This is a genomic window from Enterobacter sp. MGH 33, from assembly GCF_000534535.1.
GTDB lineage: Bacteria > Pseudomonadota > Gammaproteobacteria > Enterobacterales > Enterobacteriaceae > Enterobacter > Enterobacter hormaechei_C.
In genome coordinates this window covers 4,466,815-4,492,203 of record NZ_KI973212.1, presented here as the reverse complement: position 1 = coordinate 4,492,203, position 25,389 = coordinate 4,466,815, and the positions used below count along the sequence as shown (strand labels likewise).

Genomic DNA, 25,389 nt, shown 5'->3' with positions numbered 1-25,389 from the left:
TCACTGCCATTTACGGTGGTACGCGCCGAGCGTAGTTTGGGTGCCTTCAGACATCGCGCCGAGCGTCTCCATCCAAGCCGCTTGCGGGGCGTAGTTTTGCGGGTCCGCCATGCAGCGGTCGATGGCCTGACGCCACACCTTCGCCACCTGGCTCACGTAGGCCGGGCTGCGCTGGCGGCCTTCGATTTTCACCGAGGCAATGTTGGCGGCCAGCAGTTCCGGCAGCAATTCCAGCGTGTTGAGGCTGGTAGGCTCCTCCAGCGCGTGGTAGCGCTCGCCGTCTACCAGATAGCGGCCTTTGCACAGCGTCGGGTAGCCCGCGTTTTCACCGTCCTGATAGCGGTCGATTAACACATCATTCAGACGCGACTCCAGTCCCTGCGGCGTTTGCTGCCAGCGAACGAAGCGGGCAGGCGAGCAGGCACCGACGGTATTGGGCGATTCCCCGGTGAGATAGGAAGAAAGATAGCAGCGGCCTTCGGCCATGATGCACAGGCTGCCGAAGGCAAAAACCTCCAGCGGCACTGGCGTGACGCGCGCCAGTTGCTTAACCTGATGAATAGAGAGCACGCGCGGCAGCACCACGCGGGCTACGTCAAAGTGTCGATGATAAAAACGCACGGCCTCTTCATTGGTGGCCGATGCCTGAACAGAGACGTGGCGCTCAATATGCGGATAACGTTCTGCCGCATACTCAAGCATGGCGAGGTCGGCCAGGATCAGCGCATCGGCGCCCAGCTGTGCTGCCATATCCACGGCGCGCTGCCAGCGGGCATAGCCATCAGGATGGGCAAAGGTATTGATGGCGATGTGCAGTTTGCGCCGGTGCTGGTGAACGAAGTTAACGGCTTCCTGAAGCTTTTTCTCCGTAAAGTTAAGACCCGCAAAATGGCGGGCGTTGGTATCATCTTTCAGCCCGATATAGACCGCATCGGCCCCATTTTCGATGGCCGCCTTAAGCGCCGGAAGGTTTCCGGCAGGGCAGAGCAGCTCCATAATTTATCCCGATGTTGTCGATCGCAGGGATCGTAAAAAATGTTAACGAGCTGGGATTTTAATTAACCCATACGCGACAATTTTTGATTTAAGGCAGCTAATGGCGTATTGATGGCACCAATAATGAGGTATACCGGACAACGGTTTGTTGATTTACGCCGCTATCTTCTTGTCGGGATATGGCAAAATAGCAGGACTATAGCTATCAGGGAGTAAAGCTCGTGCTGGATAAACTGCGTTCACGTCTCGTACAATTTGGTCCATCAATGCTGAGCGTGCCGGTAAAACTGGCGCCGTTCGCGCTTAAACGCCAGGTGCTGGAACAGGTACTGAGCTGGCAGTTCCGCCAGGCGCTACAGGACGGTGAGCTGGAGTTTCTGGAAGGCCGCTGGTTAAAGATTGAAGTGCGCGATATCGGGTTGCGCTGGTTTACTTCCGTTGAGAACGATCGGCTGATCGTCCGTGAAACCGCCGAGGCGGATGTCAGCTTTAGCGCGGATGCCAGCGATCTGCTGATGATCGCCGCGCGCAAACAGGATCCGGACACCCTCTTCTTCCAGCGTCGTCTGGTGATTGAAGGCGACACGGAGCTCGGTCTGTACGTCAAAAATTTAATGGATGCCATTGAGCTGGAGCAGATGCCTAAAGCGCTGCGTATGATGTTGATGCAAATGGCAGATTTCGTTGAGGCGGGGCTAAAAACCCCGCCGGACAGTAAACACACTTCAGTAGGTGAGCCATGCTGATTCGAGTCGAAATTGGGATTGATGCGCCGGGTATCGATGCGTTGTTACGCCGCTCTTTTGCAGGCGACGCCGAAGCCCAACTGGTTCACGATCTTCGCGAAGATGGCCTGATTACGCTGGGCCTGGTTGCCACCGACGATGAAGGGCAGGTGGTCGGCTACGTGGCCTTCAGCCCGGTGATTGTGCAGGGTGAAGAGTTACAGTGGGTCGGCATGGCGCCGCTGGCGGTGGATGAAAACTACCGTGGCCAGGGCCTGGCTCGCCAGCTGGTCTATGAAGGGCTGGATTCACTGAATGAATTTGGCTATGCCGCTGTCGTCGTTCTGGGCGATCCGGCGTTCTACGAACGTTTAGGTTTTAAGCCAGCGTCCAGATACGATCTGCGCTGCCACTGGCCGGGCACGGAAACGTCTTTCCTGGTGCATCCTCTGGCGGATGATGCACTCGACGGCGTTACCGGTCTGGTGGAGTACCACGATCATTTCAATCGTTTTTAAGCAGGCTTTCGCGTAGCGCCTCGAAAGAGCCGTCCCCGTTGACGAGACGCTCTTTCTGGCGCTTCGTCAGCTGCTTGATGCGGTATTCCAGCCTGAGCGCCAGGGATCTGTCGCCCACGGCGGCTGAAAACGCTAACTGAAGTTCACCTTTCCCCCGCAGCGCCTTCGCCCCTTTCCCCGTTTGATGTTGTAAAAAACGCCGTGCCACATCGGTAGTGATCCCGGTGTAGAGTGCGTTATCAGCGGTTCGGACAAGATAGAGAAACCAGCACACGGTAAACAGATTCAGTATGTTAAGGTGAACGCACCATAGCATGAGAGAGAGCGAAAATGGAAACACTGGCCGCCATTAACCGCTGGCTGGCAAAGCAGCATGTCGTGACCTGGTGCGTCTGTAAAGACGAGGAGATGTGGTGCGCAAATGCCTTTTATTACTACGATCCCGAGCGCGTGGCCTTTTACGTGATGAGCGAAGATAAAACGCGGCATGCGCAGATGACGGGCCAGCGGGCAAAAGTGGCGGGCACGGTAAACGGTCAGCCTAAAACCGTTGCGCTGATCCGCGGGGTCCAGTTTAAAGGCGAAATTCGTCGCCTGGAAGGTGAGGAGAGCGACGCGCAACGTAAACGCTATACGCGCCGCTTCCCGGTGGCCGCGGCGCTAAAAGCCCCGGTGTGGGAAATCCGCCTTGATGAGCTGAAATTTACCGACAACACCCTGGGCTTTGGCAAGAAGCTGCACTGGTTACGCGCCGAGCAGGCGTAGCGCTTCACGGTTAAACGCTGGCAGATCGTCCGGTGTACGGCTGGTGATCAGCTGATCGTTATCGTTCACCACTTCCTGATCGTAGAACTCGGCTCCCGCGTTTTTCAGATCGATAACGATCGGCTTCACCGCGGTGAGCTTACGCCCGCGTACGACCTCGGCGCTGATCAGCAGCTGCGGACCGTGGCAAATGGCAAATACCGGTTTACCGGTGCCGACGAAGTCACGGGTAAAGGTGACGAAACGCTCGTCTCCGCGCAGGGAATCCGGTGAATGACCGCCCGGTAACAGCAGGGCGTCGAAATCCGACGGGCTGACGTTATCAATGGATTCGTCAATGGTCACGCTGGCTTCGCCCTTATGGCCCTTCACGGTTTTACCCGCTTCTTTCTCGATGGTGACCACCTCGTGGCCCGCCTTGCGGAATGCCTCTGCTGGCGACGTAAATTCTGAATCTTCAAACTCGTCGGTAATCAAGACTGCGATCTTTTTACCCATGCTTCCTCCGTTGTTTTCGCTTCAGACTGTTTTTTTCCCGTTTGTGGTAAATACTTACCGGTAACAGACTTTTAAGTGTGGTAGAGCAGGCTCAGAACGCAAACGGACAATTCTGTAAAGGGGATAAGATGAGTCAGGTACTGATTACCGGCGCAACCGGGCTGGTGGGTGGACATCTGCTGCGGCTGCTGATCCAGGATCGGCATATCAATTATATCGCCGCCCCGACGCGTCGCCCGCTGTTGGATATCACCGGCGTCTATAACCCGCACGATCCACAGCTCACCGACGCGCTGGCGCAGGTGCAGGATCCCATTGATATCGCCTTTTGCTGCCTTGGCACCACCCGACGGGAAGCGGGCAGTAAAGAAGCTTTTGTCCATGCGGATTACACACTGGTGGTGGATACCGCCCTGACGGCGAAAAAGCTGGGCGCAAAACATTTCCTGGTGGTCAGCGCGCACGGCGCGAACGCAGGCTCGCCGTTTTTTTACAACCAGGTGAAGGGCAAAATGGAAGAGGCGTTAATCGCGCAGAAATGGGAGCGCCTGACCATCGCGCGGCCTTCCATGCTGATGGGGCACCGTGACGAACGTCGTTTTAACGAGTCTATTTTCGCTCCGCTGTTTCGTATCCTGCCGGGTAACTGGAAGTCCATCGAGGCACGGGATGTCGCGCTGGCGATGCTAAAAGAGGCGCTGGCTCCGTCGCAGGAGGGGGTTAATATTATCCCTTCGGCAAAACTGCGTGAAATCGCGCAGGGCGAGGCGTAAACTTCCCCGGCTTATTAAATAACACCTTCCGGGGAATGGTATGACTGGTCAGTCTTCATCTCAGGCGGCAACACCTGTTCAGTGGTGGAAGCCCGCACTCTTCTTTCTCGTGGTCATCATTGGCCTCTGGTATGTGAAATGGCAGCCGTACTACGGTAAAGCCTTCACCGCCGCCGACACCCACAGCATCGGTAAATCGATTCTCGCGCAGGCCGATTCCAGCCCGCTACGCGCGGCGTGGGATTACGCCATGGTCTATTTTCTTGCCGTCTGGAAAGCGGCGGTATTGGGCGTATTGCTGGGCTCGCTGATTCAGGTACTTATCCCGCGTAACTGGCTGGTGAAAACCCTGGGACAGCCGCGCTTGCAGGGCACGCTGCTGGGGACGATTTTCTCCCTGCCGGGCATGATGTGCTCCTGCTGCGCCGCACCGGTGGCGGCGGGTATGCGCCGACAGCGCGTGTCGATGGGCGGCGCGCTTGCCTTCTGGATGGGTAACCCCCTGCTGAACCCGGCAACGCTGGTGTTTATGGGCTTCGTTCTCGGCTGGCATTTCGCGTTTATCCGTCTGGCGGCTGGCCTGCTGACGGTGGTGCTTGTCGCTACGCTGGTGCAGCACCTGGTGAAAGACAACGAGGCCGGGCCTGCCTCCGTTGAGCTGGACGTCAGCGAGCCGCAGGGCAGTTTCTTTGCTCGCTGGGGCAAAGCGCTGTGGCAGCTTTTCTGGAGCACCATTCCGGTCTATATCCTGGCCGTACTGGTGCTGGGGGCGGCGCGCGTCTGGCTGTTCCCGCATGCGGATGGCGCTATCGACAACACGCTGATGTGGGTGATTGCGATGGCGGTGGCCGGGTGCCTGTTTGTGATCCCAACCGCGGCGGAGATCCCGATTATTCAGACCATGATGATGGCTGGTATGGGGACCGCACCGGCGCTGGCGCTGCTCATCACGCTGCCGGCGGTGAGCCTGCCGTCGCTTATCATGCTGCGTAAGTCATTCCCGGCGAAAGCGCTGTGGCTGACTGCGGGGCTGGTGGCGTTGAGCGGAGTGATTGTGGGGAGTATGGCGCTTGTGTGAAAAAAAGCCCGGTGGCGCTAGCGCTTACCGGGCCTGTAGCCAGGTGGGAATTACTTAATGTAAGTAAAGGCGGTGGTGACGTGTTTCACGCCGCTCACCCGGCTGGCGATATCCGCTGCCGCTTTCCCTTCACGTTCCGTCACCAGACCCAGCAGGAACACTTCGCCGTTCTCCGTGGTCACTTTCACGTTTGAGGATTTCACCTGGTCGGTACCCAGCAGCTGGGAACGCACTTTGGTGGTGATCCAGGTATCAGATGACGCGGTGCCGAGACCAATCGGCTGGCCCTGGCGGATCTCGTTAAACACTTCCGCCGTACCTTCCACACCCATCGCAATCTGTTTGGCACGCGAGGCGAGTTCAGGATTTGGCGCCTGGCCTGCCAGCAGCACTTTGCCCTGATAAGCCGTCACGTTGATGCGTGCTTCCTTCTTGATCTGCTCGTCTTTCGACAGCGCACTGTTTACGCGCAGCTCAAGCGTACCGTCATCCACCTGCGTCCCAACGGTGCGCGGATCGGTCGCTGCTTTGGTGCCGACCGCTGCGGTGCCGACTACAGCGGCAGCGATGCATCCCTGAAGCAGTAATGCAGACATCACGACTGCAAGGGCCGATAAAACCTTCATGAGAACTCCTTAATCATCCTGGTGAGGGAAAAGCGTGTTATCGATCAGATCGCATAAGCAGTTCACCGTGAGCATATGCATCTCCTGGATGCGGGCGCTACGGTGCGAAGGAATGCGGATCTCCACATCCTGCGGCCCCAGCAGGCCAGCCAGCTCACCGCCGTCGTAACCGGTCAGGGCGACAATCGTCATATCCCGGGTCACGGCCGCTTCAACCGCCTTAACGATATCCCGGCTGTTACCGCGCGTGGAGATCGCCAGCAGCACGTCTCCGGCATGGCCTAAGGCGCGCACCTGCTTGGCGTAGATTTCGTCATGCAGACGATCGTTGGCAATCGCAGTTAAGACCACGTTATCGGTGTTTAGTGCAATGGCAGGTAAACTCGGGCGCTCGGTTTCGAAGCGATTAATCATGCTGGCAGCAAAATGCTGTGCGTTGGCGGCGGACGTGCCATTGCCACAACAGAGGATTTTGTTGCCGTTGAGCAGCGACTGAACCAGCGTCATCGCTGCACGCGAGATCGCGTCCGGAAGGGCTTCCGCCGCGGCAATCTGCGTTTGAATGCTTTCTGTGAAGCACACTTTAATTCGTTCGAGCACGGTATCCCTTTAAAATCTTATTTATGCGTCTTCGCCAAACGCGTTTTTAAGCCAGTCGATCGCATTTCCGGTGAAGGCTACCACATCGAAACGGCAATCCACAGTATCAAAACTCCCATTATGGCGGGCAAGCCACAAGTGGGCAGTCTGTAATAATTTTTGTTGTTTGGCGAGCGTCACGCTGGCGGCAGCACCGCCAAAACGGGACGACTGTCGGTAGCGAACTTCAACAAACACGATGGTCTGACCGTCTTTCATGATCAGGTCAATCTCGCCGCCGCGCCCGCGAACGTTGGCGGCGACAAAGCGCAGTCCTTTGCCTTCAAGCCAGCGACGCGCCTTTAACTCCCACGCGTCGCCGGTCTGTTTACGGCTTAACTGGCCGGGACAATCTGCCCCTGCTGGTATTTGAGCCATGATAACTTCCTGTTAATCACACAATCCTGATCGGCGGTCAGATCGCCGGTATTCCCGTTAAGCTCGAAGCCCGGTACCTGACGCATCTGGGTGAAGTGGTTTGCCAGCGCCCAGGCATCGACGCCCATCGCGTACAGACGCGCCAGGGAATAGTCATTGCGCACCGCGCCCAGCGCCTGCTGCATCAACTGCGGGTTGCTGCCTGCCAGCATGGGGATCTCGCTGTATTGCAGTCCTTCCATTTCCAGACGGAAATCCGGGCCTGCGGTACCCTGTGCGCTGCGTGAGCTGGCGTAGAGCGTTGCACCGCTCTGGCTGCCGTTACGCATGGCGATCATCGGTTTGATAAAGGCGATCTCTTCCGGCGTAGCGACGATGTACGCCGAATCCACTTTACCGCCGCCGCTGATTTGCGCGTCGGTAGGTGGTGCCGGGATCGTCAGACCGCCGATGGTGACGCTCTGCTGCTGCGGCAGGCTGGCGGATACCGGGCTACCGTTGAGGGCAATACCTGCCCCGCCGTTCACGCCCGCTCTCAGTTCGGAAGCTGAGCCAAATTTCTGCTGCAACACCACGCCACCGCCAAGGGTCTGCCACTCTTGCGCAAACGCGTTGGCAACGCGATCGCCCAGCGTGCTGCGTGGGATCAGCAGCAGCGGCGCCTGCTTGCCCTGCTCGTGAATATGGCGGGCCGCATCGCGGGCTTCATCCTCCGGAGAGAGGGCGAAGTAACAGATATTGGCGCGGTTCTGAACCTGCTCAGGCTGGTTAAGCGCCAGCACGTTCAGCGTGGTGTTGCTCTTCATCAGCGCTTCCACGTTGTTTTTCAACAGCGGGCCGACAACGATGCTGGCCCCGTCCTGCTGAACCTGCGCCAGCACCTGGTCAAGCGGCTGGGCGCTGGTGTCGTAGATTTTCAACTCTGCACCAGGATTAGCGCTGGTGGTGGCCACAGCCTGCGGCTGGGTTGCTGGCTGCTGTTCCGGCTGCGCGGTTTGCGGCTGAGGTTGTTCTGCCGTCGCGGGCGCCGGTGTTTCAGCCGGGGCCTGTGTTGCCGCAGGCGCTGGGGTAGCAGGCTGCGTCGTTGGGGCGGTAACCGGATTCTGCATGGTGCCCTGCGCAGGGGTTTGCGCGGTGGTCAGGTCGCTGGTTTCGGCGGCGGACGGGCTGACAACGTCATTCACATTCGCCGCCTGTGCAGCCTGCACCGGAACCGCGCTGCCGCTGACGGCGGTAGTGCCGTTTTTCGCGGCTTCAAAACCTTGCTGAATGGCGCGACCAAATACCGCTGCCTGGCCGTTTAACGGCAGCAGCAGGGCGATTTTGCTGGTGGAGGCGGGCTTAAAGTTTTGCACGTTCACCAGCTGCGTTGGCAGCATTTTCGCTCCCGGATTTTGCGGGTAACGCTTTTGCCAGTCGGTAATGCCGGCTTTCAGCATGTTCGGATCGCTGCGGTTGTTGAACCACATCTGTTGCAGATCCAGCCAGCCTTGCAGGACATTTTCATCGGCGTTGATGACCAGCGCTTTGGCCTGATCCTGGGTCATGGAGGCGAGCGCCTGCCAGGTTGCGTCAATATTTTTCTGCTTGTCCGCACCCGCGAGCAGAGGCTCCTGGGCAATCAGCGCGCGGAGTAGCGTCAGGGAAGGGCGACCCTGCTCAGCGGTGATACCGGCCTGCCAGAAACGGGCCTGCTGGTTTTTATCCAGCGCGCTGAGATCGATGGTGCCGAGGATCTTCTTCGCGCCGTCGTAATCTTTTTGCGCGACCTTCAGTTCTGCCGACAGCAGCGTCTGCTCATGGCGCTGAGTGTCGTTAAGATCCTGCGGCAGCTGGCTGAACAGCTCGGCGGCCTGCTGGGTTTTCCCTTCTTTCAGCAGTGCACGAATGGCGAGTAATTGCCAGTTGATCCTGGTATCATTTGTACTCTGCGACATTTGTTGCAGATAAAAGCCAGAATCAGCCTGAGCGGATCCCTGCATATGAGCAGTGCTCTGGTCAGGTGCCTGGGTGCCGCAGCCGGTAAAGATCAGGGCTGCCAGCAGGAGGGGCACGCTGTGCGCGGCTTTTTTTCGAAGAAACGTTAACGGTACCATACTGTATCCAGTGATTTTTTTACGCAATGCTCAATATTAAATCGGCAATACGGACGAAACAATGAAACAACACGAAACGGCAGATAATTCTCAAGGCCAGCTTTATATTGTACCTACTCCTATCGGGAATTTGTCTGATATTACCCAACGTGCGCTCATCGTATTGCAAGCTGTTGATTTAATTGCGGCTGAAGACACCCGTCATACCGGTTTACTGCTACAACACTTTGCCATCAACGCCCGTTTGTTTGCCCTGCACGATCACAATGAGCAACAAAAAGCCGAAACGCTGGTGGCGAAGCTTAAAGAAGGGCAGAACATCGCGCTGGTCTCCGATGCGGGAACGCCGCTGATCAACGATCCGGGCTACCATCTGGTACGCACCTGCCGGGAAGCAGGCATCCGCGTTGTGCCGCTGCCGGGGCCGTGCGCGGCGATTGCGGCGTTAAGCGCTGCGGGTCTGCCGTCCGATCGTTTCTGCTACGAAGGCTTCCTGCCTGCTAAATCCAAAGGCCGTCGCGATGTGTTAAAGGATCTGGAAGCTGAACCGCGTACGTTGATCTTCTACGAATCAACCCACCGTCTGCTGGAAAGCCTGGAAGATATGGTGACCGTCTGGGGCGAAGCCCGCTATGTGGTGCTGGCGCGCGAGCTGACCAAAACGTGGGAAACTATTCACGGTGCGCCGGTTGGCGAACTGCTGGCGTGGGTGAAAGAGGATGAAAACCGCCGCAAGGGCGAAATGGTGCTGATTGTTGAAGGCCACAAAGCGCAGGAAGACGCTCTGCCTGCCGATGCGCTGCGTACGCTGGTCCTGCTACAGGCTGAACTCCCCCTGAAAAAAGCGGCGGCGCTGGCGGCGGAGATCCACGGCGTGAAGAAAAATGCGCTGTATAAATATGCGCTGGAGCAGCAGGGGGAGTAAGACCCTGCCGCCTGTTTTGCCGGGTGGCGGCTTCGCCTTACCCGGCCTACACCGTGTCAAAGCCTCACTATTTCTCCGGCATCGCCTCAAACACCAGCGTTTCCAGCGGTTGCAGCGTAATCACCACAGCGTTTTTATACTCCTCTGGTACGGTCGAATTACTGCCGTACACGGCTTTCAGGGTAAACTGGGAACGCTCTCCTGCCGGGATCTCAAAATCTTTGGTTAAATCCAGGAAGTAACGTTGCGGCTTATCCGATGGGTTGCGTAAGCCAAAAATCGCTTTGTCTTTACTCCATGAGGCCCAGCCGTAAACCTCAAGCGAAGTTGGGTCACCGCCAATCCAGTGAGTATCCACCAGCACGCTGGCATTCTCACGCGACCATTTCGCCGCCTGCGCCAGGGTATCCCACTTCGCCTTATTCAGCATGGACGGCGTAATGTACAGCTCCTGAAGCTGAGTTCCGGTTGCGAAGTAGCTCCAGATCTGATCGGCAAAATCGCTGTCTGTCTGCACTTTTTCGAGTCCATAGTAAGCGTTCTCTGCGCTGACGATCCCGTGGTACATCAGTGAGTTCAGCGGGAACAGCGGACCTTTACGCACGATGGATCGCCAGGTTTCGGCATCGCGGTAGGTCATCCACTGCTGCACTGGCGTGCCGGGGCCGTACAGGTTGATATCATCGCCCTGACGCCAGATTGAATCAGCATAGAACAGCCAGGACGGGCTGGCGTCGGTGCCGGTGGTCAGGTTGATAAACAGGTTCGGATTTGCGCTGCGCATGTTGTGCAGCAGGGCAATGGACGCGTCAAAATCCGATGCAAATGGGCTGCCCTTGATATGCGAATTGGCGTTACCCATTCCGTCGAGCTTGAACGAGGTAATGTGCTCGTTTTTGATCAGCTTAATGATCTGATCGTTAAAGTTTTTAAAGTAGTTCGGCCCCGACAGCGCCAGCTTGCCGTCTACGGTTTCGAAACCATACTCTTTTGCATGCGAGACGCGAATATCGCGCGGCTTGTTGTAACCGCCCCACGGTGAAAGCCACAGCCCAACCGAGCTATGCAGGCTGTCGGCTTTTTCCCTGACTTTGCCAAAACCGTTGCTGAATGCCGGGCCAAACAGCCAGCGTCCGGTGCGATCGTCCCAGCCATCGTCCAGCAGGAACGCGTCCAGCGCCACCCCGCGTCCGGCAATAAATTCTTTATTCCATTCGTCCATCCGCCCAATGACATCCTGCTCGGAGTAAGGGGTAAAGAAGCCGATGTCCATCCAGCTGTTGTAGTGCAGGTAAGGCTTATAAGGCCGTGGACGCACGGCATCGATAAACTGGTTTACGCTGCGGCGCAGCTGATTAGTTTCCGGGAAAGTGCCGAACCAGGTGGTAAAACTAACCGGTGTCTCAGGCAGAATTGGCGTTTTTAGCTCCACGTTGAGGTTCGTGGTGGCTTCATAAGCGTAAGTATTCACAATCGGTTTGTCTGGCAGGATGAAGAACGAGTCGGCCACGATTGGCGAGCTGTTAATCGCCCCGTCAACGTAAGGTGCCTGAGACTGCTTCTTCGTCGGGAAGAAGGTAATTTTCGCTACGTCCCGCGGCTGCCCGACGGCGGCGATGGTGTAGCCGATGCTGGCGTATTTTCCCTTCACCAGGTTCAGTTTCACCGTTACGTTAAAATCCGGATGCGTAAAGTCGATGACTATCGCATTGTCCTGCTTTTCGACGTGCTTGATTTTGAAATCAGCGGTGTGGATTTTTGTTTCATCCGGTAGCGTCAGAAAGAACAACTCCTGGGGCGTGAGCGGATGGTTAGCTTTGCTGTCCGTTACCACTACCGTTGCGTTTGCATCATCAAACGAAAGGGCAATATTGTCGTTACTGAGCGCGTAGTTTGCTGCCGCCGCACCATGAGAAACACAGAGAGTCAGCAGCGAGAGAGTGAGCATTTTTTTCATCGGGGTAAGATCCTTATCAGTAATGCTTCAGCATTCGGTTGATGGACTGTTCCAGCCAGTAGCGCTGGGTGCCGAAGTTAATACGCAGGTAGTTTTCGCCGTTTTGTACGTAGTGGCTGCCATCTTCAATGACCACGCCAGCCTGTTTTGCGAAATGTTGAGTTAGCGCCGTCGCACTGCGATCGTCCGCACTGACGTCTATCCAGGCGAGATACGACGACTCCGGGTTCATCATCTTCCATGCAGGGAAATGGGTCTGGATGGCATCCGCAAGGTAGCGGGCATTGCCGCGCAGATAACCATTCAGCGCGTCGAGCCATGGCAGACCTTGCTGATAAGCCAGAATAATTCCCCACACGCCGAAGATATTGGGCGAGGTAATGGAGTTCTTCTCCAGCTGCTGGCGGAAACGCTGGCGCAGCGAATCGTCTGGAATCATTGAGTAGGATGTTTTTAGCCCGCCAAGGTTGAAGGCTTTATTGGGGGAGGTCAGCACAATCAGGTTGTCCTGGGCGGCACAGCCCGAAGTCAGACAACTGACGAATGTACCGTCCAGAATGTGCTCGGCGTGAACCTCATCAACCACCAGAATCGTGCCGTAGCGCTTACAGAGATCGGACACCTGACGTATCTCATCCGCGCGCCAGATTCGGCCCGAGGGGTTATGCGGCGAGCAGAAGAACCACAGTTTTGGACGGTGAGTTTTGAGCTGAACTTCAATCAGATTAAAATCCAGCTGATAGCGGTTTTCCTTCACGCTCAGCGGATTTGCAAGCACCCGCACGCCCTGTCGCTGTGTCGCCATCGCAAACGGGTCATACACCGGGGTATTCATCATCACGCAGTCGCCGGGTTTGCAGAACGCCTGAACCGTATAGTGCAGCGTGGAAACGGTGCCGTAGGTCAGGGTGATCCATGACTTATGCACCTCAACCTGATGACGGGTGCGCTGGAAGGCGATGACCGCATCGTAGAATTCGTCGAAGCACCAGGTGTAACCGAAGGTGCCATGCTCCACGATGCGCTGGAAGCCTTCAATCACGGCGGGTGGCGAGGTGAAATCCATGTCTGCTATCCACAGCGGGATAAATCCCTCCGGGACATCACCGAAACGCGAGCACACAAACGTATGATCCCATTTACGGCATTTATCGCTTTTACGCTCAATGATTCTGTCGAAATCAAACACAACGTCCCCCTGTTAAATTAAGGCTTCAATGCCGGATTTGACGCTCTGCACCTGCGGACCGATGATCACCTGAACGCTGTGGGCATCAAGCACCACTACTGACAAGGCGCCCGCGGCCTTCAGCGCCTGCTGGTCGATAAGCCCCATATCTTTTACCACCAGACGTAAGCGGGTAATGCAGTTGTCGAGCGACTCAATATTCTCTTTACCGCCAAGCGCGCGAAGAATAAGCCCATGATCGTATTTCGATTTTCCACGTGCCCGGGTATTGGCTTCCACCGCCTGGAGCGCACCCTGCGCGTCAACCTCACGGCCCGGCGTTTTAATATCGTGCCTGAGGATGTACCAGCGGAAGACGAAGAAGTAGATAGCAAACCAGGCGATACCCACCGGGAACAGCAGATACCATTTGGTCGACATCCCCTGCATGACGCCGAAGATCAGCAGATCCAGAATGCCGCCGTCGGTGTTGCCGATGGTGACGCCGAGCAGCGCCATCACCATCAGCGCCAGGCCAGACATAACGATATGAAACGCGTAAAGCACAGGGGCAATAAACAGGAACAGGAACTCAATCGGCTCTGAAATACCCGTGACAACTGAAACCAGCACGCCTGAAAGCAGCAGCCCTTTAATCACCGGACGGTTTTCCGGGCGCGCGGTGCGGTAGATAGCGTAAGCCACGGCAGGCAGGCCGAAGATAAATGTCGGCATAAACCCTTGCGATAAAAATGCCGTAACGTGCGGGCTAAACGGCAGGCCAGCTTTCAGCTCGGCGTAGAAAATGTTCAGCGCACCGGCCACTTCCTGGCCGTTAACCATCTCAATGCCGCCCGCCGGGGTGAAGCGCACCATCGCCAGCAGGATGTGGTGCAGGCCAAAAGGTTTGAGCAGCAGTACGCCTACGCCATACAGGAATGGCCCAAAGACGCTGGTGCTCTGGATGATATGACCAATCCCGGCAATGCCCATTGCCACATATTCCCACAGCAGGGGGATAAACAAGCCGACCAGCGACAGGGTGAGGGCGGTAATGATGGGCACAAAACGAATGCCGCTAAAGAAGGCAAACGCGTCGTGCAGCACCGTGTCCTGGAAACGTTCGTGCAGGAAGTAGGTGATCACCCCTACCACAATGCCGCCGAGCACGCCCATCTCCAGCGTTTGAATGCCAAGCACAATGGATTGTCCCACCTGTCTCATGGTGGCGGCATCCGCAAGCTGGTGGGTGGCGGTCAGGTAGTAGTTGATGCTCATGTTCATCAGCATGTAGCCAACGAATCCGGCAAAAGCGCCCACCGCTTTATTACGTCTGGCAAGGCCCATCGGGATCGCCATGGCAAACATCAGCGGCAGATAGGTAAAAGCAAAGCCGCCGACCATGGCGATAAAACCAAAGGTGAGCTGCGTTAACTCGCCGCCCAGAAAGGGAAAACTTTTGATGGTGGAAGGGCTGGTGACAGAACTACCGATACCTAACAACAACCCCATAAAGGCCAACAGTGAGACCGGGAACATAAACGTCTTTCCCAGGCTCTGGAAAAACTCCCACGCTTTCGATTTAAACGACTTTTCCTGTGTCATGTAGGGACTCCTCGGTTTTTTAGGATAATGGAAGGCGCTGTCCGGCTTAAGGACGCGCCTTCATATTTGCGAGGCTTATAGTTATTTTTTTAGGTACTAACGTTATGCGCGATGGGTTCAGGCTTCAGCCGCAAGCAGCAGCCGGTTCGCCGAGCCGCAAACGGTGATTTTGCTTCTGACCACCTCTTTCATGGCATCCATGCCGACGCGCATGTAGAAGCGCGGATCGTTGCCCTGTGGGTTCTCGGCAAACCAGGCTTTGACTGCGTCAGAGAAGGCGATTTTCAGCTCTGTTGCGACGTTAACTTTGCAGACGCCCAGCTCAATGGTGCGGCGCACATCCTCATCCGGCACATCACTCGCACCGTGCAGCACCAGCGGCACTGTCACTACCTCGCGGATCTCGGCCAGCCGCTGGAAGTCGATTTTTGGGCGTTTGGTATAAAGACCGTGCGCGGTACCGATGGCAACGGCGAGGCTGTCCACGCCTGTCATTTCGACAAAGCGTTTTGCTTCCTGCGGGTCGGTCAGGAACGCGCTTTCGGCGTCGACGCTCATGTCATCTTCCACTCCGCCCAGTCGGCCCAGTTCGGCCTCGACGCTACAGTCGTTGAGGTGGCAGAAATCGACGACCGATTTCACCAGCTTGACGTTTTGTTCGAAGGGGTAATGGCTACCGTCGATCATTGCGCTACGTACGCCGGCATGGACTTTGCGGCGAATGTCGTCCAGCGATTCGTGGTGATCGAGGTGTAGCGCCAGCGGCATGTCATAAGTAAGGGAATATGCGCTGCACAAGGCGTAGATCTCTTCCAGCGCAATATGTTTAAACGTCCCCGGCGTACCCGCGAGGATCACCGGCGATCGCATTTCGCTACAGACTTCGAGGATCGCCTGGATCGTCTCGGCGTTATGGATGTTAAAGGCCGGAACGGCATAGCCCTTCGCCTGTGCGTCCTGCAAAAGATATTTGGTAGAAATAATACTCATGAGCCTGTCCTCTTAAGCCTGCCACGGATGAATAACGACGCCCTGGACCACACGGTTAACCGTACCGCTGGCGGATGGCGTATCCGGCGTATTGCCAACGTGCAGAGACTGGGTCAGTGCGAAGACCTGGGCGTACATCAGGAAGCAGAACGCCTGCTCCATATCGTTAAATGAACGGGAAGGCGGCAGCAGGATATGCGGGCCAGCTTCAATGACCGGATCCGTTTCGGCTGCAATGGCTACCACGCGCATAGCCTGACGATCGCGTCGCAGCTCGGCGAGCAGATCCCGATCGTACTGACGCGTATACGGATGGCTGGAGACAAACACGACGACCAGCGTTTCGTTGTCTACCAGCGACTTAGGCCCGTGACGGAAACCCGTTGGCGAATCGTAGAATGCCGCCAGCTTGCCGGCGGTCAGCTCCAGCACCTTCAGCGCAGACTCCCGTGCGGCGCCCTGTAATCCACCGCTGCCCAGATAAACAATGCGTTTCCACGGTTCGTTACCAAAGACGCCGGGACTGAAATCGCCAAGCGATGTGAGGATCGCCTGACAGCGATCGGACACGTCGCGGAACGTTTTGCTGTTGATCGTTTCCGGTGCGAATACCGCCAGGCAGCTCGCCATCATGGTGGTGATGCTGCTTGTCATCGCGAACCCGCGATCGTGCGTTTCGGCTGGCATGAGTAGAGCGCAGGCGTTATCGCTGTCGACGGCATTCTGGTACAGGCTGCCTGCTTCATTACAGGTGATCGACAGGTGGTAGCACTCCGGTACAAACTGATTCGCCAGCTCAACGGCGGCGACGCTCTCCGGGCTATTGCCAGAACGGGCGAAAGAGACCAGCAGCAGCGGGTGCGAAGGGCTGAAATAATCCATCGGGTTGGTGACCAGATCGGTCGTAGGTATCGCGGTGATGTTTTTCCCCGTGTGGCTGGCAAGCCATGGCGCAATGATGTCGCCAATAAAAGCGGACGTGCCCGCGCCGGTCAGAACGATCCGCAGATCGGGCTTGCGCAACAGTGGCGTCAGAAAACTGTCGATCGACGCGCGCAGATTATCAATATTGTTGAGCGAGCGAAGCCAGCTGGCTGGCTGCTGGCGGATCTCTTTTTCGGTCCAGGTGCCGGTGGTGGCGATAGTGGTTTGTGGCATAACTCAGTCCTTAGTCGTGTGAATTCCACATCAGACGCTGGCAAATGTGTCGCTATCTTTCGTTTCGTTTCACTTGTTCACTTTAGCAGTTAAATAAAATTTATAGAAAAGAAATCGAAAGTTCAATGGCGAAAAAGAAATAAAACGAAAAGTGTGATCGCGAAAGGAAAGGCGAAAATCAAGGAAAGGAAAAGAAAGGCCTTACGATCGTCTTCCGTAAGGCCAACAGGGCACACTGTGAAGGGGCTACAGGGAAAGAGCCTGACCCTGGATCCAGATCTGCCGGAGGTGTAAACCCGCATCCAGCGCAAGAACATTGGCGCGTTTGCCTGGCGCTAACGTTCCCAGCAGGTGATCCATACCGAGCAGACGAGCAGGATGCAGCGAGGCCATATGGATTGCGTTTTCTGGGGCGATCCCCGTATGCTCCACCATATTTCGCACGGCGGCATCCAGCGCGAGCGTGCTGCCCGCCAGCCCGCCTGAGGCCGTGCGGACAACGCCGCCCTGCATCTCGACATTTTCACCACACAACGTATAGCGCCCATCAGGCATACCCGCCGCCTGCATGGCATCGGTAATCAGCACCGTACGATCCTTCGCGCAGCAACAACATAGCCGCATGGCTCCAGGATGAACGTGATGCCCGTCGGCAATAAGCTCCAGCCACGCGCGTGGGTCCGTAAGCCCGGCGCCAACCATGCCGGGCTCCCGGTGGTGTAACCCCGTCATGCCGTTGTAGCAGTGCACCAGCCCGGCTGCGCCTGCATCAAATGCGGCGAGGGTTTGCGCGTATATAGCGGCACTGTGGCCCAGCATGACGCGTATCCCTTTTTGCTTGAGGTGATGGATCGCCTTCAGGGCATCCACTTTTTCCGGAGCAAGCGCCACCACCCGCAGCGTGTTCTGCGAAACCGCAATCAGCTCATCAAGTTCCGCGAGATCCAGTTCGCGAAACAGTTCTGGCGGGTGCGCCCCTTTGTTCTGCGGCGTAAAGTACGGGCCTTCCAGATAGCTGCCCAGGATCTGCGCGCCGGGACCACCGGTATGACAGCGCCGGGCAATGCGCCGTAACGCGCCATGGATCGCCTCCAGCGGAGCGGTGACGGTGGTAGGCAGAAACGCCCCCACGCCTTCACGCGCTTTGTGCATGGCTAACCGGTCCAGCACGTCGGGCGCATCATCCATCACATCCACACCCGCGCCGCCGTGGACGTGGATATCAATGTATGCCGGGCAAAGCAGGTCTGCCTCACGGGTGTTAACCCCTGCCGGAATCGGCTCGATGGCGGTGATGACGCCTCTATCCATACGCAGCTGATGGTCATCCAGCCAGCCCTGCCCGGTAAGCAGACGACGCGCGCGCAGCAGCTGGCTCATATCCCTTCCTCGGCGGGCGCTTCCTCGCGACAGCGTGCAAGTTCATCCACCAGGCTGGTCAGGCCGCGATGGCCGCACTCCAGCGCCTGCAAACGAAAGGCTTCACTGCTTAATCCGTCGCGCTCCAGAACCATCTCCAGCAAAAGCTGGAGATTGGTGCCGGTGATCACTTCGCTGCCGGGGCGCTGCATCGCGAGGGTAGAGGCCACACGAAACGGCGTACCGCCGAGAAGATCGGTGAGAAACACGATATCGTGCTCTGCATCCAGTTCATTCACTGCCTGCTCAAGCTGCGCGGTCAGCCGCGCAGTGGTGGAGCTTTCCGGAAAATCGATGGCGATAAACTGCGGCTGTTCGCCGAGGATTTGCTTCATCGCCTGTTCCAGCCCGCTGGCAAAACCGCCGTGACCCGTCAAAATAATGCCTAACATCGCAACCTCTTTGCTTATTACAGGAAGTGACAGAATTTACCGACAACGCCCAGCACCACGGGGATACCAATCAGGCGCAGCGGGCTCCAGCCACGGCGTACCAGCCAGAACATGGTCAGGGTGTAGACCAGCGGCAGAAAGGCGGGCATCAGTTTGTCGATCACATCGGTTTGCAGTTTGACGACTGCATCCCCGGCTTTAATCTCGAGTGTGGTATTCAGGCGCACATAGGTTGCCACCAGCGCACCAATCACTGTCATGCCGACAATGGACGCAGCATGACCAACCTTTTTGGTGTTGGCCTTGATCAGCGGGATCGCGGCGACACCCATTCGATAGGCATAGTGCGCCAGACCAAAACGCAGGCCGAGATGCACCACGTTAAACAGCACGATAAAGACCACCGCGCCAAGAATGGAGCCTTGTAGCGCCAGGCTGGCGCCAATCCCCCCGCAGATGGGCAGCAGGGTCAGCCAGAACATGGCGTCACCAATGCCACCGAGCGGTGCGCCGACGGCAATTTTAGTGCTCTGGATGCTGTTCACATCCTGCTTGGAACGCTCCATTGCCAGAATAATGCCGATGACGAAGGTCACCAGGAACGGGTGGGTGTTAAAGAAACCCATATGGCCTTTCATGGCGCGCGCCAGGTCCCGCTTATTGGTGTGGATCTTTTTCAGCGCGGGCAGTAGCCCATACAGCCAGCCGGAGGCCTGCATACGCTCGTAGTTAAACGAGGCCTGTAGCAGCATGGAACGCCAGGCGACACGGTTAATATCCTTTTTCGTTAGCTCAGCGCCAATACTCTGGTCTTCGTAGACGTTTTCATTCACGCCGGTCAGCAGTGTCTCTTCACTTTCAGACACGCCCGGCAGGGTGGTGTGATTAGATGCCATCTTCAAATTCCTCTTTCTGGGCGGCAGGCGCCGTGGGTTCAGGCGATTTGCGCAGCAGGTCGATCAGCGCCATCGCCAGCGCAGCCGCGGCAATCGCCAGCACCGGGAGTTTCAGCCAGGCCGCGGCGACAAAGCCGATAATGAAGTAAGGGATGTAAACGTTTTTCATCATGATCTTCAGCAGCACGGCGAAGCCGATCGCTGGCATGATGCCGCCCGCGACGCCGAGACCGTCGATCAGACGTTCCGGCAGCACGTCAATGGCGGTTTTCGCATGTTCAGCCCCGAAGTAGATGGGCAGAAACGCGCACAGGAAGTAGAAGACGCCGAGCGCCAGCAGTGCCAGATAGTTGACCCGTTCAATACCACGGGTGTCTGCGTTAGCCGCCATGCGATCGCAGCGGGACATCACGCCGGACATCACCGAGAAGAGGAAGGTGATCCCCATCTGAACCGCCACGGCAAACGGCACGGCGACCCCAACGGCGACATCCGGCTTCACGCCTGTAGTAATGGCAAATGTGGTGCCAACGATGGTGCCGATAATCACGTTTGGCGGCTGCGCGCCCGCCAGCGGCGCGAGTCCCATCCAGACCAGTTCTAACGTACCGCCGGTCAGAATTCCGGTGTGCAGATCGCCCAGAATCAAGCCAACCAGTGGCCCGAGCACCACCGGACGGTGCATGTGTGTTAAGCCGTTAAACATATCCAGGCCCGCTATAAAGGCGAGAAGCCCCAGCGCGAAAGCCTGCAACAGACTGATTTCCATTGTGAATCCCTCAGAGCAGTTTAAAGAGATCCAAAGCAGTCTCTGTTGGAACGCCCTGAACGAAGCATTCCACTCCGGCCGCCTTCAGGCCGTTAAACGCGGCGATATCGTTCGCGTCTACAGATACCGTTTTGGCAATTTGCTGTTTGCCACTGGCGTAATGCATATTTCCGACGTTAATACGGGTGATGGGCACGCCGCCCTCGACCAGCGTTAAAAAATCAGCCGGTGTTTTACAGACCAGCAGAATTTTCTGCCGGTCGGCGGCGCGATGAATGTTGTCGATCACTTTTTGCAGGGACCAGAAACGCACGGCGATGCCTTCCGCCAGCACCATCTCCATCAGGTTTTGCTGAACCGGATCGTCTGCAACCTCGTCATTTGCCACCAGCACCAGGTTCGCCCCCGCAAACCCCACCCACTGTACGCCCACCTGACCGTGGATCAGGCGTTCATCAATGCGGCATAAGACAATGTTTGGCATAGCGTTTTCCTCTTTTTAATTATGCGTGTTGAGTCGTTACGCCTTCGCAGGCGGCATGGTACTGCTGGAGTATGTCCTGAATGTGGTCGAGGATGAGTTCCCGTGGTGTGGACCTGAGAGCGCCATCGCGAACTTTGCTGTACTGCAACGGCAGATACTGGCTGATCAGCGGCAGCGGGATCGGTTCATCCGCCAGGTTGCGTACCAGCCGCTCAAAGGCGTCGTCAATCTGGCTGTCTGGCCAGTAATAGCGCACGCGGTCGGAATAGCTGTAACCGCGCGCCAGGCGACGGGCATTGCCGTCGCCGTGATAGTGGCTTTGCCAGTATTCCGGGCGATCGAGCATCACGTTTTCCAGGACGTGACGCAGCCCTGAGCAGGCTTTTGCCGGCAGCAGCTCTTCTTCAATTGCTGCCAGTGAGAACAGCGCTTCGCGCAGCGCGAAGGTTAGCGCAGGGCCGACTTTCAGAATGGCGAAGTGATCTTTCACCAACTGGCGCAGCGCCTGCGGCGTCTGGTAATCGGTAGAGTGTGCTTCAAATACAAGCGTGTCGTAGGCTTCAACCATCTCGCTCAGCGCGACGGCTTTATGCGGTTGATAGTCACAAACCTGCGCATGGTCGAACTCAACGCCAGGCTGAACGACCAGGCCAATAATGCGCGGCCAGATGTCGCTTAACCCTTCCTTCTCGAATGCGTGGCGGTGTGCCTCAAGCGTGGCGCGTGCCGCCTCTGGCGTGGTGACCTCAAGCTCGGTCAGCGTCTCGTGTGCCCCACCGGGAACCGGAACTTCCGTGCCGATAACGTAGACCAGATCGGCTACGCCAAATTGCTCGAGACAGGTGGTTTCGGCAATTTTAGCCAGCCGAGCGGCACGCCCGGCAACGATTGCATCGGTTAACGGAACCGGGTCGTCTTCGCAGGACATGCTGCAATCGAGGTGAATTTTTTTAAATCCGGCCGCCACGTAGCTTCTGATCAGATTGTCGGCGTTCGCCATCGCCTGCGAAGCCGGCAGGTTTTGCCAGCGGTTTGGACCTAAATGATCGCCGCCAAGGATCAACTGCGAGGTGGGGAAACCAAGAGATCCCGCCAGCTTGCAGACAAACCCATAAAAATCGGCGGGCGTCATACCGGTATAACCGCCAAATTGATCCACCTGGTTTGAGGTGGCTTCAATCAGCAGAGGCGTCTGTTGTGAATGGGCGTAGCGTAGTGCAGCTTCAAGTACCAGTGGATGTGCGGAACAGACGGCATAAATCCCGTTTGTATTCCCCCGTTTATGTTGTTCCACCATTTCTGTCAGATGTTTCACTTTCCTCTCCATTTCGGATGGTGTTGGTATTCATCTTTCGTTTTGTTTCATTTGATACTGCATTATGGTGGGGTAAAAATAAAACGAAAGATAATAGTTTTCCGATCTGTTTCACAAAAGAAACATAATGAAAGGTTTCAGCGGCGGTAAAGCTTGCGTCTGCCCACCATACAGGGCTTGCATTCCCTCAAAAGAAAGGCGTTAATAAGCAAAACGAAATGAAACGAAAGTGTATTTACTAAGGAGCTCGTATGAGCAGCACCGATTCATCCGCAGAGAAGCGCATCACCGGCACCAGTGAAAGGCGAGAGCAGATCATTCAGCGGTTGCGGGCGCAGGGAAGCGTGCAGGTTAACGATCTTTCTCTTTTATACGGCGTGTCGACGGTGACGATCCGTAACGATCTGGCCTTTCTGGAAAAGCAGGGGATTGCCGTTCGCGCTTACGGCGGCGCGCTGATTTGCGAAGGCAATGCCCCCGGCGTGGAGCCGTCCGTTGAGGACAAAAGTTCCCTTAATACGGCAGTAAAGCGCAGCATCGCGCAGGCGGCGGCTGAACTGGTGAAGCCGGGTCATCGCATTATTCTGGACTCCGGCACCACGACCTTTGAAATTGCCCGCATGCTGCGCCAGCACACCGATGTCATTGCCATGACCAACGGGATGAATGTGGCAAACGCGCTGCTGGAAGCGGAGGGCGTAGAGCTGCTAATGACCGGCGGGCATTTGCGCCGTCAGTCGCAGTCCTTCTATGGCGACCAGGCGGAGCAGTCCTTACAGAATTACCATTTTGACCTGCTGTTCCTGGGCGTCGATGCCATCGATCTCGACCGGGGGGTGAGTACGCACAACGAGGATGAAGCCCGTCTGAACCGCAAAATGTGCGAGGTGGCGGAGCGTATTATCGTTGTCACGGACTCCAGCAAGTTTAACCGTTCAAGCCTGCATAAAATTATTGATACCCAGCGGATCGACATGATTATCGTTGATGAAGGCATTCCGGCGGAAAGCCTGGAAGGATTACGCAAAAGCGGGATCGATGTGGTGCTGGTCTAAAGGGGCTTTTCCCCTCACCCTAACCCTCTCCCCATAGGGAGAGGGTTCCCCAGTAATTTGAAAGCAAAAGCGATAACGTTGCCTCAGAATAACTGAGGGCTTTCAGCGATGCCTCGGTCCGGCTGTAAATCGCTGAGGCGTTTCCTGTAGGCCGGGGCGAGGCGCAGGGATGCGCCGAGAGGGCGGGCTTTACAGGGATGTTACCTCCGCCCGTCCCCGATAAGCCGGAAGGAATAAGCCGAAGGCACCGCGAAGCGGCGATTTTCCGCCGGAAGCCCGGGTCGCCAGGGTGGTGGCGACTGAGCCACCCTGGCACGTTCACCGGTCATGTCGTGACAGAGTAGCAAGGAACATAAAGTGAACGGAATGACCACCAGAGCCGTATGTTCCCCCTCACCCAGCCCTCTCCCCTGTGGGGAGAAGGCAGGATGAGGGGCCATCAGGTCACCGGCGCCGGGTTAAACACCGCCAGCGAGTTATGCAATCCCCATTGATCGGAGAAGGTTTTCTTCCGCCCGCTTGCCACATCCAGAATGAAGTGGAACAGCTTCCAGCCCACTTCTTCAATACTCTCTTCCCCGGTGGCGATGGTGCCCGCGTTGATATCCATTAAGTCATACCAGCGGTTTGCCAGCTCGGTGCGGGTCGCCATTTTGATCACCGGTACCGCCATCAGGCCGTACGGCGTGCCGCGCCCGGTGGTAAAGACCTGTACCGTAATGCCGGACGCCACCTGCTGGGTACCGCACACGAAATCACTGGCAGGCGTTGCCGCGTAGATCAGACCGCGTTTGGTTGGTCGCTGGCCAGGGGAGAGCACTTCCACAATCGCGCTCTGGCCGGATTTGGCAATCGACCCGAGGGCCTTTTCCACCACGTTGGCCAGGCCGCCTTTCTTGTTACCTGGAGACGGGTTGGCGCTGCGGTCGGTTTTGCCCATGTCGAGATAGTTATCGTACCAGGCCATCTCCTCCAGCAGGCGTTTGCCCACCTCTTCGTTGACGGCGCGCGGCGTGAGCAGGTGGATAGCATCACGTACTTCAGTGACTTCGGAGAACATCACCGTGGCGCCGCAGCGCACGAACAGATCGGAGGCATAACCGACTGCCGGGTTGGCGGTGACGCCGGAAAACGCATCGCTGCCGCCACACTGTGTCCCAACGACCAGTTCAGAGGCCGGGCAGGTTTCACGCTGGCGTTTGTTCAGCTTCTCCAGATGGTGCTCTGCCACCTGTAAAATGTCGTCGACCATCGATCTGAAGCCGACATGGTGTTCATCCTGAAGTCGCACAACACTGGCATCGTCAACCGGAATGGCTTTCACATCTTCCGTACCCTGCAACAGGCGTTCTGGCTGCAATTTTTCACAGCCGAGACCAATCACCATGACCTCACCGCCAAAGTTTGGGTTAAGGGCGATATTGTGAATCGTGCGGATCGGCACGACCGCTGCGGGCGCGTTGATCGCCACGCCGCAGCCGTACAGGTGGTTAAGACCCACCACGCCGTCAACGTTGGGGTATTTCGGCAACAGATCGCGCTCAATAATTTTCACCACATAATCCACTACGCCCGCCACGCAATGCACGCTGGTGGTGATGCCAAGCAGGTTTTTGGTTCCCACGCTGCCATCCGCGTTGCGGTAACCCTCGAAGGTATAACCCTCCAGCGGAGGCAACGGCTCAGGGACGCGGGTAGCCAGCGGCAACGACTCCAGCGGCGGGGCGGTGGGCAGCTCAACCAGCGACTCCTCAATCCAGCTACCCTGCGGGATAGCGCGCACCGCATAGCCGATGACTTCGCCGTAGCGCACGATTTCGCCCTGCGCCGGGATATCGACCAGTGCGACTTTATGCCCCTGCGGAATGTGCTCAATCAGCTCCAGGCCATCCGGAAAGCGGGTGCCAGCTTTTAAGCCATTGTCGTTGACAATAATCGCCACGTTATCGGTATCGTGCACTTTTATATAGAACGCCGTCGGCGACGCCTGTCGAATTTCAATATCGGCCATTGTTCACTCTTCTCCAGCAAAATATCTGATACTAAATATAGCCAGATGGTTAATTGTTTCTTATTGAGGAAATAAAGAATGCCAGGAGAGGAAAGGTGAGAATGTGATCGCGATCGCTCCCGAACCACTAATCGTTGATTCTGTGCATCAGCG

At 56.8% G+C, this 25,389-nt stretch carries 26 protein-coding genes; 7 read left to right on the top strand and 19 right to left on the bottom strand.

Annotation, left to right across the window (positions count from 1 at the left end):
* Nucleotides 1–996: a ubiquinone anaerobic biosynthesis protein UbiU gene (locus L379_RS03180; RefSeq protein ID WP_003861773.1), complete on the bottom strand. Its 996-nt coding sequence runs from the start codon at nt 994–996 to the stop codon at nt 1–3.
* Between the two features lie 221 nt (nt 997–1,217).
* On the opposite strand from L379_RS03180, the gene L379_RS03185 reads away from it, so the two are divergent.
* Together L379_RS03185 and L379_RS03190 are read left to right on the top strand one after the other, a co-directional pair.
* The gene (locus L379_RS03185) at nt 1,218–1,742 is read left to right on the top strand and encodes a ubiquinone anaerobic biosynthesis accessory factor UbiT (protein WP_003861771.1); all 525 of its coding nucleotides are present in this window, start codon (nt 1,218–1,220) and stop codon (nt 1,740–1,742) included.
* The gene (locus tag L379_RS03190; protein ID WP_015571968.1) at nt 1,736–2,239 is read left to right on the top strand and encodes a GNAT family N-acetyltransferase; all 504 of its coding nucleotides are present in this window, start codon (nt 1,736–1,738) and stop codon (nt 2,237–2,239) included. The genes L379_RS03185 and L379_RS03190 overlap by 7 nt, the downstream gene beginning before the upstream one ends.
* Here the strand turns inward: L379_RS03190 and L379_RS03195 are convergent.
* Complete coding sequence (locus tag L379_RS03195; protein WP_003861768.1) at nt 2,226–2,555, bottom strand: GIY-YIG nuclease family protein; 330 nt, start codon at nt 2,553–2,555, stop codon at nt 2,226–2,228. The two genes, L379_RS03190 and L379_RS03195, sit on opposite strands and share 14 nt — an antisense overlap.
* A 14-nt stretch (nt 2,556–2,569) precedes the next feature.
* Between L379_RS03195 and L379_RS03200 the strand changes: the two genes are divergently transcribed.
* Nucleotides 2,570–3,004, top strand: a complete 435-nt coding sequence (locus tag L379_RS03200; protein WP_015571966.1) for a YhbP family protein — start codon at nt 2,570–2,572, stop codon at nt 3,002–3,004.
* Here L379_RS03200 and L379_RS03205 read toward each other — a convergent pair.
* Nucleotides 2,984–3,502 (bottom strand): type 1 glutamine amidotransferase domain-containing protein, encoded by a 519-nt coding sequence (locus L379_RS03205; RefSeq protein WP_015571965.1) that lies wholly within the window; start codon nt 3,500–3,502, stop codon nt 2,984–2,986. The two genes, L379_RS03200 and L379_RS03205, sit on opposite strands and share 21 nt — an antisense overlap.
* 128 nt (nt 3,503–3,630) lie before the next feature.
* Between L379_RS03205 and L379_RS03210 the strand changes: the two genes are divergently transcribed.
* Nucleotides 3,631–4,275, top strand: a complete 645-nt coding sequence (locus L379_RS03210) for an NAD(P)H-binding protein (RefSeq protein ID WP_023295493.1) — start codon at nt 3,631–3,633, stop codon at nt 4,273–4,275.
* A gap of 40 nt (nt 4,276–4,315) precedes the next feature.
* Nucleotides 4,316–5,353 carry a permease gene (locus L379_RS03215; protein WP_023295492.1) on the top strand — a complete coding sequence of 346 codons (1,038 nt, stop codon included), beginning with the start codon at nt 4,316–4,318 and terminating at the stop codon, nt 5,351–5,353.
* 50 nt (nt 5,354–5,403) lie between these two features.
* Here L379_RS03215 and dolP read toward each other — a convergent pair whose 3' ends face one another.
* Genes dolP through L379_RS03235 form a run of 4 tightly spaced genes read right to left on the bottom strand, consistent with a single transcriptional unit; the run spans nt 5,404 to nt 9,092 of the window.
* Nucleotides 5,404–5,979: a division/outer membrane stress-associated lipid-binding lipoprotein gene (gene dolP, locus L379_RS03220; protein WP_006812102.1), complete on the bottom strand. Its 576-nt coding sequence runs from the start codon at nt 5,977–5,979 to the stop codon at nt 5,404–5,406.
* A gap of 9 nt (nt 5,980–5,988) precedes the next feature.
* Nucleotides 5,989–6,579, bottom strand: coding sequence for a DnaA initiator-associating protein DiaA (diaA, locus tag L379_RS03225; RefSeq protein ID WP_003861754.1), 591 nt, complete (start codon nt 6,577–6,579; stop codon nt 5,989–5,991).
* 21 nt (nt 6,580–6,600) lie between these two features.
* Nucleotides 6,601–6,996 (bottom strand): YraN family protein, encoded by a 396-nt coding sequence (locus L379_RS03230; RefSeq protein WP_003861751.1) that lies wholly within the window; start codon nt 6,994–6,996, stop codon nt 6,601–6,603.
* Nucleotides 6,954–9,092 (bottom strand): penicillin-binding protein activator, encoded by a 2,139-nt coding sequence (locus L379_RS03235; RefSeq protein ID WP_032655217.1) that lies wholly within the window; start codon nt 9,090–9,092, stop codon nt 6,954–6,956. The genes L379_RS03230 and L379_RS03235 overlap by 43 nt, the downstream gene beginning before the upstream one ends.
* Before the next feature lie 61 nt (nt 9,093–9,153).
* On the opposite strand from L379_RS03235, the gene rsmI reads away from it, so the two are divergent.
* Nucleotides 9,154–10,017 carry a 16S rRNA (cytidine(1402)-2'-O)-methyltransferase gene (gene rsmI / locus L379_RS03240; RefSeq protein WP_032655214.1) on the top strand — a complete coding sequence of 288 codons (864 nt, stop codon included), beginning with the start codon at nt 9,154–9,156 and terminating at the stop codon, nt 10,015–10,017.
* A gap of 67 nt (nt 10,018–10,084) precedes the next feature.
* On the opposite strand, the gene L379_RS03245 is transcribed toward rsmI, so the two are convergent.
* The 11 genes from L379_RS03245 to kbaZ form a co-directional block, all read right to left on the bottom strand.
* Nucleotides 10,085–11,974, bottom strand: a complete 1,890-nt coding sequence (locus tag L379_RS03245) for an alpha-galactosidase (RefSeq protein ID WP_032655211.1) — start codon at nt 11,972–11,974, stop codon at nt 10,085–10,087.
* Nucleotides 11,975–11,990: 16 nt separating this feature from the next.
* Nucleotides 11,991–13,163, bottom strand: a complete 1,173-nt coding sequence (locus tag L379_RS03250) for a MalY/PatB family protein (RefSeq protein ID WP_023304486.1) — start codon at nt 13,161–13,163, stop codon at nt 11,991–11,993.
* A 12-nt stretch (nt 13,164–13,175) separates the two neighbouring features.
* Complete coding sequence (gene malX, locus L379_RS03255) at nt 13,176–14,747, bottom strand: maltose/glucose-specific PTS transporter subunit IIBC (protein WP_017382443.1); 1,572 nt, start codon at nt 14,745–14,747, stop codon at nt 13,176–13,178.
* Between the two features lie 117 nt (nt 14,748–14,864).
* The gene (kbaY, locus tag L379_RS03260) at nt 14,865–15,737 is read right to left on the bottom strand and encodes a tagatose-bisphosphate aldolase subunit KbaY (RefSeq protein WP_032104419.1); all 873 of its coding nucleotides are present in this window, start codon (nt 15,735–15,737) and stop codon (nt 14,865–14,867) included.
* A gap of 12 nt (nt 15,738–15,749) precedes the next feature.
* Nucleotides 15,750–16,895: an SIS domain-containing protein gene (locus L379_RS03265; RefSeq protein WP_015571960.1), complete on the bottom strand. Its 1,146-nt coding sequence runs from the start codon at nt 16,893–16,895 to the stop codon at nt 15,750–15,752.
* A gap of 246 nt (nt 16,896–17,141) precedes the next feature.
* A complete protein-coding gene (nagA, locus tag L379_RS03270; RefSeq protein WP_032655209.1) occupies nt 17,142–18,275 on the bottom strand; it encodes an N-acetylglucosamine-6-phosphate deacetylase in 1,134 nt (377 codons plus the stop codon).
* Entirely contained in the window at nt 18,272–18,706 is a 435-nt protein-coding gene (agaF, locus tag L379_RS03275) for a PTS galactosamine/N-acetylgalactosamine transporter subunit IIA (RefSeq protein WP_017382441.1), read from the bottom strand. Before agaF ends, nagA begins: the two co-directional genes overlap by 4 nt.
* 17 nt (nt 18,707–18,723) lie before the next feature.
* Nucleotides 18,724–19,602, bottom strand: coding sequence for a PTS N-acetylgalactosamine transporter subunit IID (gene agaE / locus L379_RS03280; protein ID WP_032655207.1), 879 nt, complete (start codon nt 19,600–19,602; stop codon nt 18,724–18,726).
* On the bottom strand, nt 19,592–20,371 hold the full coding sequence (gene agaW, locus L379_RS03285; protein ID WP_003861730.1) for a PTS N-acetylgalactosamine transporter subunit IIC: 780 nt from the start codon (nt 20,369–20,371) through the stop codon (nt 19,592–19,594). The genes agaE and agaW overlap by 11 nt, the downstream gene beginning before the upstream one ends.
* A gap of 10 nt (nt 20,372–20,381) precedes the next feature.
* Nucleotides 20,382–20,855 (bottom strand): PTS N-acetylgalactosamine transporter subunit IIB, encoded by a 474-nt coding sequence (gene agaV, locus L379_RS03290; protein ID WP_003861728.1) that lies wholly within the window; start codon nt 20,853–20,855, stop codon nt 20,382–20,384.
* A gap of 19 nt (nt 20,856–20,874) precedes the next feature.
* The gene (kbaZ, locus tag L379_RS03295) at nt 20,875–22,182 is read right to left on the bottom strand and encodes a tagatose-bisphosphate aldolase subunit KbaZ (protein ID WP_032655203.1); all 1,308 of its coding nucleotides are present in this window, start codon (nt 22,180–22,182) and stop codon (nt 20,875–20,877) included.
* 239 nt (nt 22,183–22,421) lie between these two features.
* Between kbaZ and L379_RS03300 the strand changes: the two genes are divergently transcribed.
* Complete coding sequence (locus L379_RS03300) at nt 22,422–23,225, top strand: DeoR family transcriptional regulator (RefSeq protein ID WP_015571958.1); 804 nt, start codon at nt 22,422–22,424, stop codon at nt 23,223–23,225.
* Nucleotides 23,226–23,664: 439 nt separating this feature from the next.
* On the opposite strand, the gene garD is transcribed toward L379_RS03300, so the two are convergent.
* A complete protein-coding gene (gene garD, locus L379_RS03305) occupies nt 23,665–25,236 on the bottom strand; it encodes a galactarate dehydratase (protein ID WP_015571957.1) in 1,572 nt (523 codons plus the stop codon).
* Nucleotides 25,237–25,389 lie beyond the last annotated feature (153 nt).

Coding starts and splice junctions, on each gene's coding strand:
- L379_RS03180 (WP_003861773.1), bottom strand. CDS start 996: ATGGAGCTGCTCTGCCCTGCCGGAAACCTTCCGGCGCTTAAGGCGGCC.
- rsmI (WP_032655214.1), top strand. CDS start 9,154: ATGAAACAACACGAAACGGCAGATAATTCTCAAGGCCAGCTTTATATT.
- malX (WP_017382443.1), bottom strand. CDS start 14,747: ATGACACAGGAAAAGTCGTTTAAATCGAAAGCGTGGGAGTTTTTCCAG.
- agaF (WP_017382441.1), bottom strand. CDS start 18,706: ATGTTAGGCATTATTTTGACGGGTCACGGCGGTTTTGCCAGCGGGCTG.
- garD (WP_015571957.1), bottom strand. CDS start 25,236: ATGGCCGATATTGAAATTCGACAGGCGTCGCCGACGGCGTTCTATATA.
- L379_RS03245 (WP_032655211.1), bottom strand. CDS start 11,974: ATGAAAAAAATGCTCACTCTCTCGCTGCTGACTCTCTGTGTTTCTCAT.
- dolP (WP_006812102.1), bottom strand. CDS start 5,979: ATGAAGGTTTTATCGGCCCTTGCAGTCGTGATGTCTGCATTACTGCTT.
- kbaZ (WP_032655203.1), bottom strand. CDS start 22,182: ATGGAGAGGAAAGTGAAACATCTGACAGAAATGGTGGAACAACATAAA.
- L379_RS03230 (WP_003861751.1), bottom strand. CDS start 6,996: ATGGCTCAAATACCAGCAGGGGCAGATTGTCCCGGCCAGTTAAGCCGT.
- L379_RS03300 (WP_015571958.1), top strand. CDS start 22,422: ATGAGCAGCACCGATTCATCCGCAGAGAAGCGCATCACCGGCACCAGT.
- L379_RS03215 (WP_023295492.1), top strand. CDS start 4,316: ATGACTGGTCAGTCTTCATCTCAGGCGGCAACACCTGTTCAGTGGTGG.
- L379_RS03200 (WP_015571966.1), top strand. CDS start 2,570: ATGGAAACACTGGCCGCCATTAACCGCTGGCTGGCAAAGCAGCATGTC.
- L379_RS03235 (WP_032655217.1), bottom strand. CDS start 9,092: ATGGTACCGTTAACGTTTCTTCGAAAAAAAGCCGCGCACAGCGTGCCC.
- agaW (WP_003861730.1), bottom strand. CDS start 20,371: ATGGAAATCAGTCTGTTGCAGGCTTTCGCGCTGGGGCTTCTCGCCTTT.
- nagA (WP_032655209.1), bottom strand. CDS start 18,275: ATGAGCCAGCTGCTGCGCGCGCGTCGTCTGCTTACCGGGCAGGGCTGG.
- agaE (WP_032655207.1), bottom strand. CDS start 19,602: ATGGCATCTAATCACACCACCCTGCCGGGCGTGTCTGAAAGTGAAGAG.
- L379_RS03265 (WP_015571960.1), bottom strand. CDS start 16,895: ATGCCACAAACCACTATCGCCACCACCGGCACCTGGACCGAAAAAGAG.
- L379_RS03205 (WP_015571965.1), bottom strand. CDS start 3,502: ATGGGTAAAAAGATCGCAGTCTTGATTACCGACGAGTTTGAAGATTCA.
- L379_RS03190 (WP_015571968.1), top strand. CDS start 1,736: ATGCTGATTCGAGTCGAAATTGGGATTGATGCGCCGGGTATCGATGCG.
- L379_RS03210 (WP_023295493.1), top strand. CDS start 3,631: ATGAGTCAGGTACTGATTACCGGCGCAACCGGGCTGGTGGGTGGACAT.
- kbaY (WP_032104419.1), bottom strand. CDS start 15,737: ATGAGTATTATTTCTACCAAATATCTTTTGCAGGACGCACAGGCGAAG.
- L379_RS03195 (WP_003861768.1), bottom strand. CDS start 2,555: ATGCTATGGTGCGTTCACCTTAACATACTGAATCTGTTTACCGTGTGC.
- agaV (WP_003861728.1), bottom strand. CDS start 20,855: ATGCCAAACATTGTCTTATGCCGCATTGATGAACGCCTGATCCACGGT.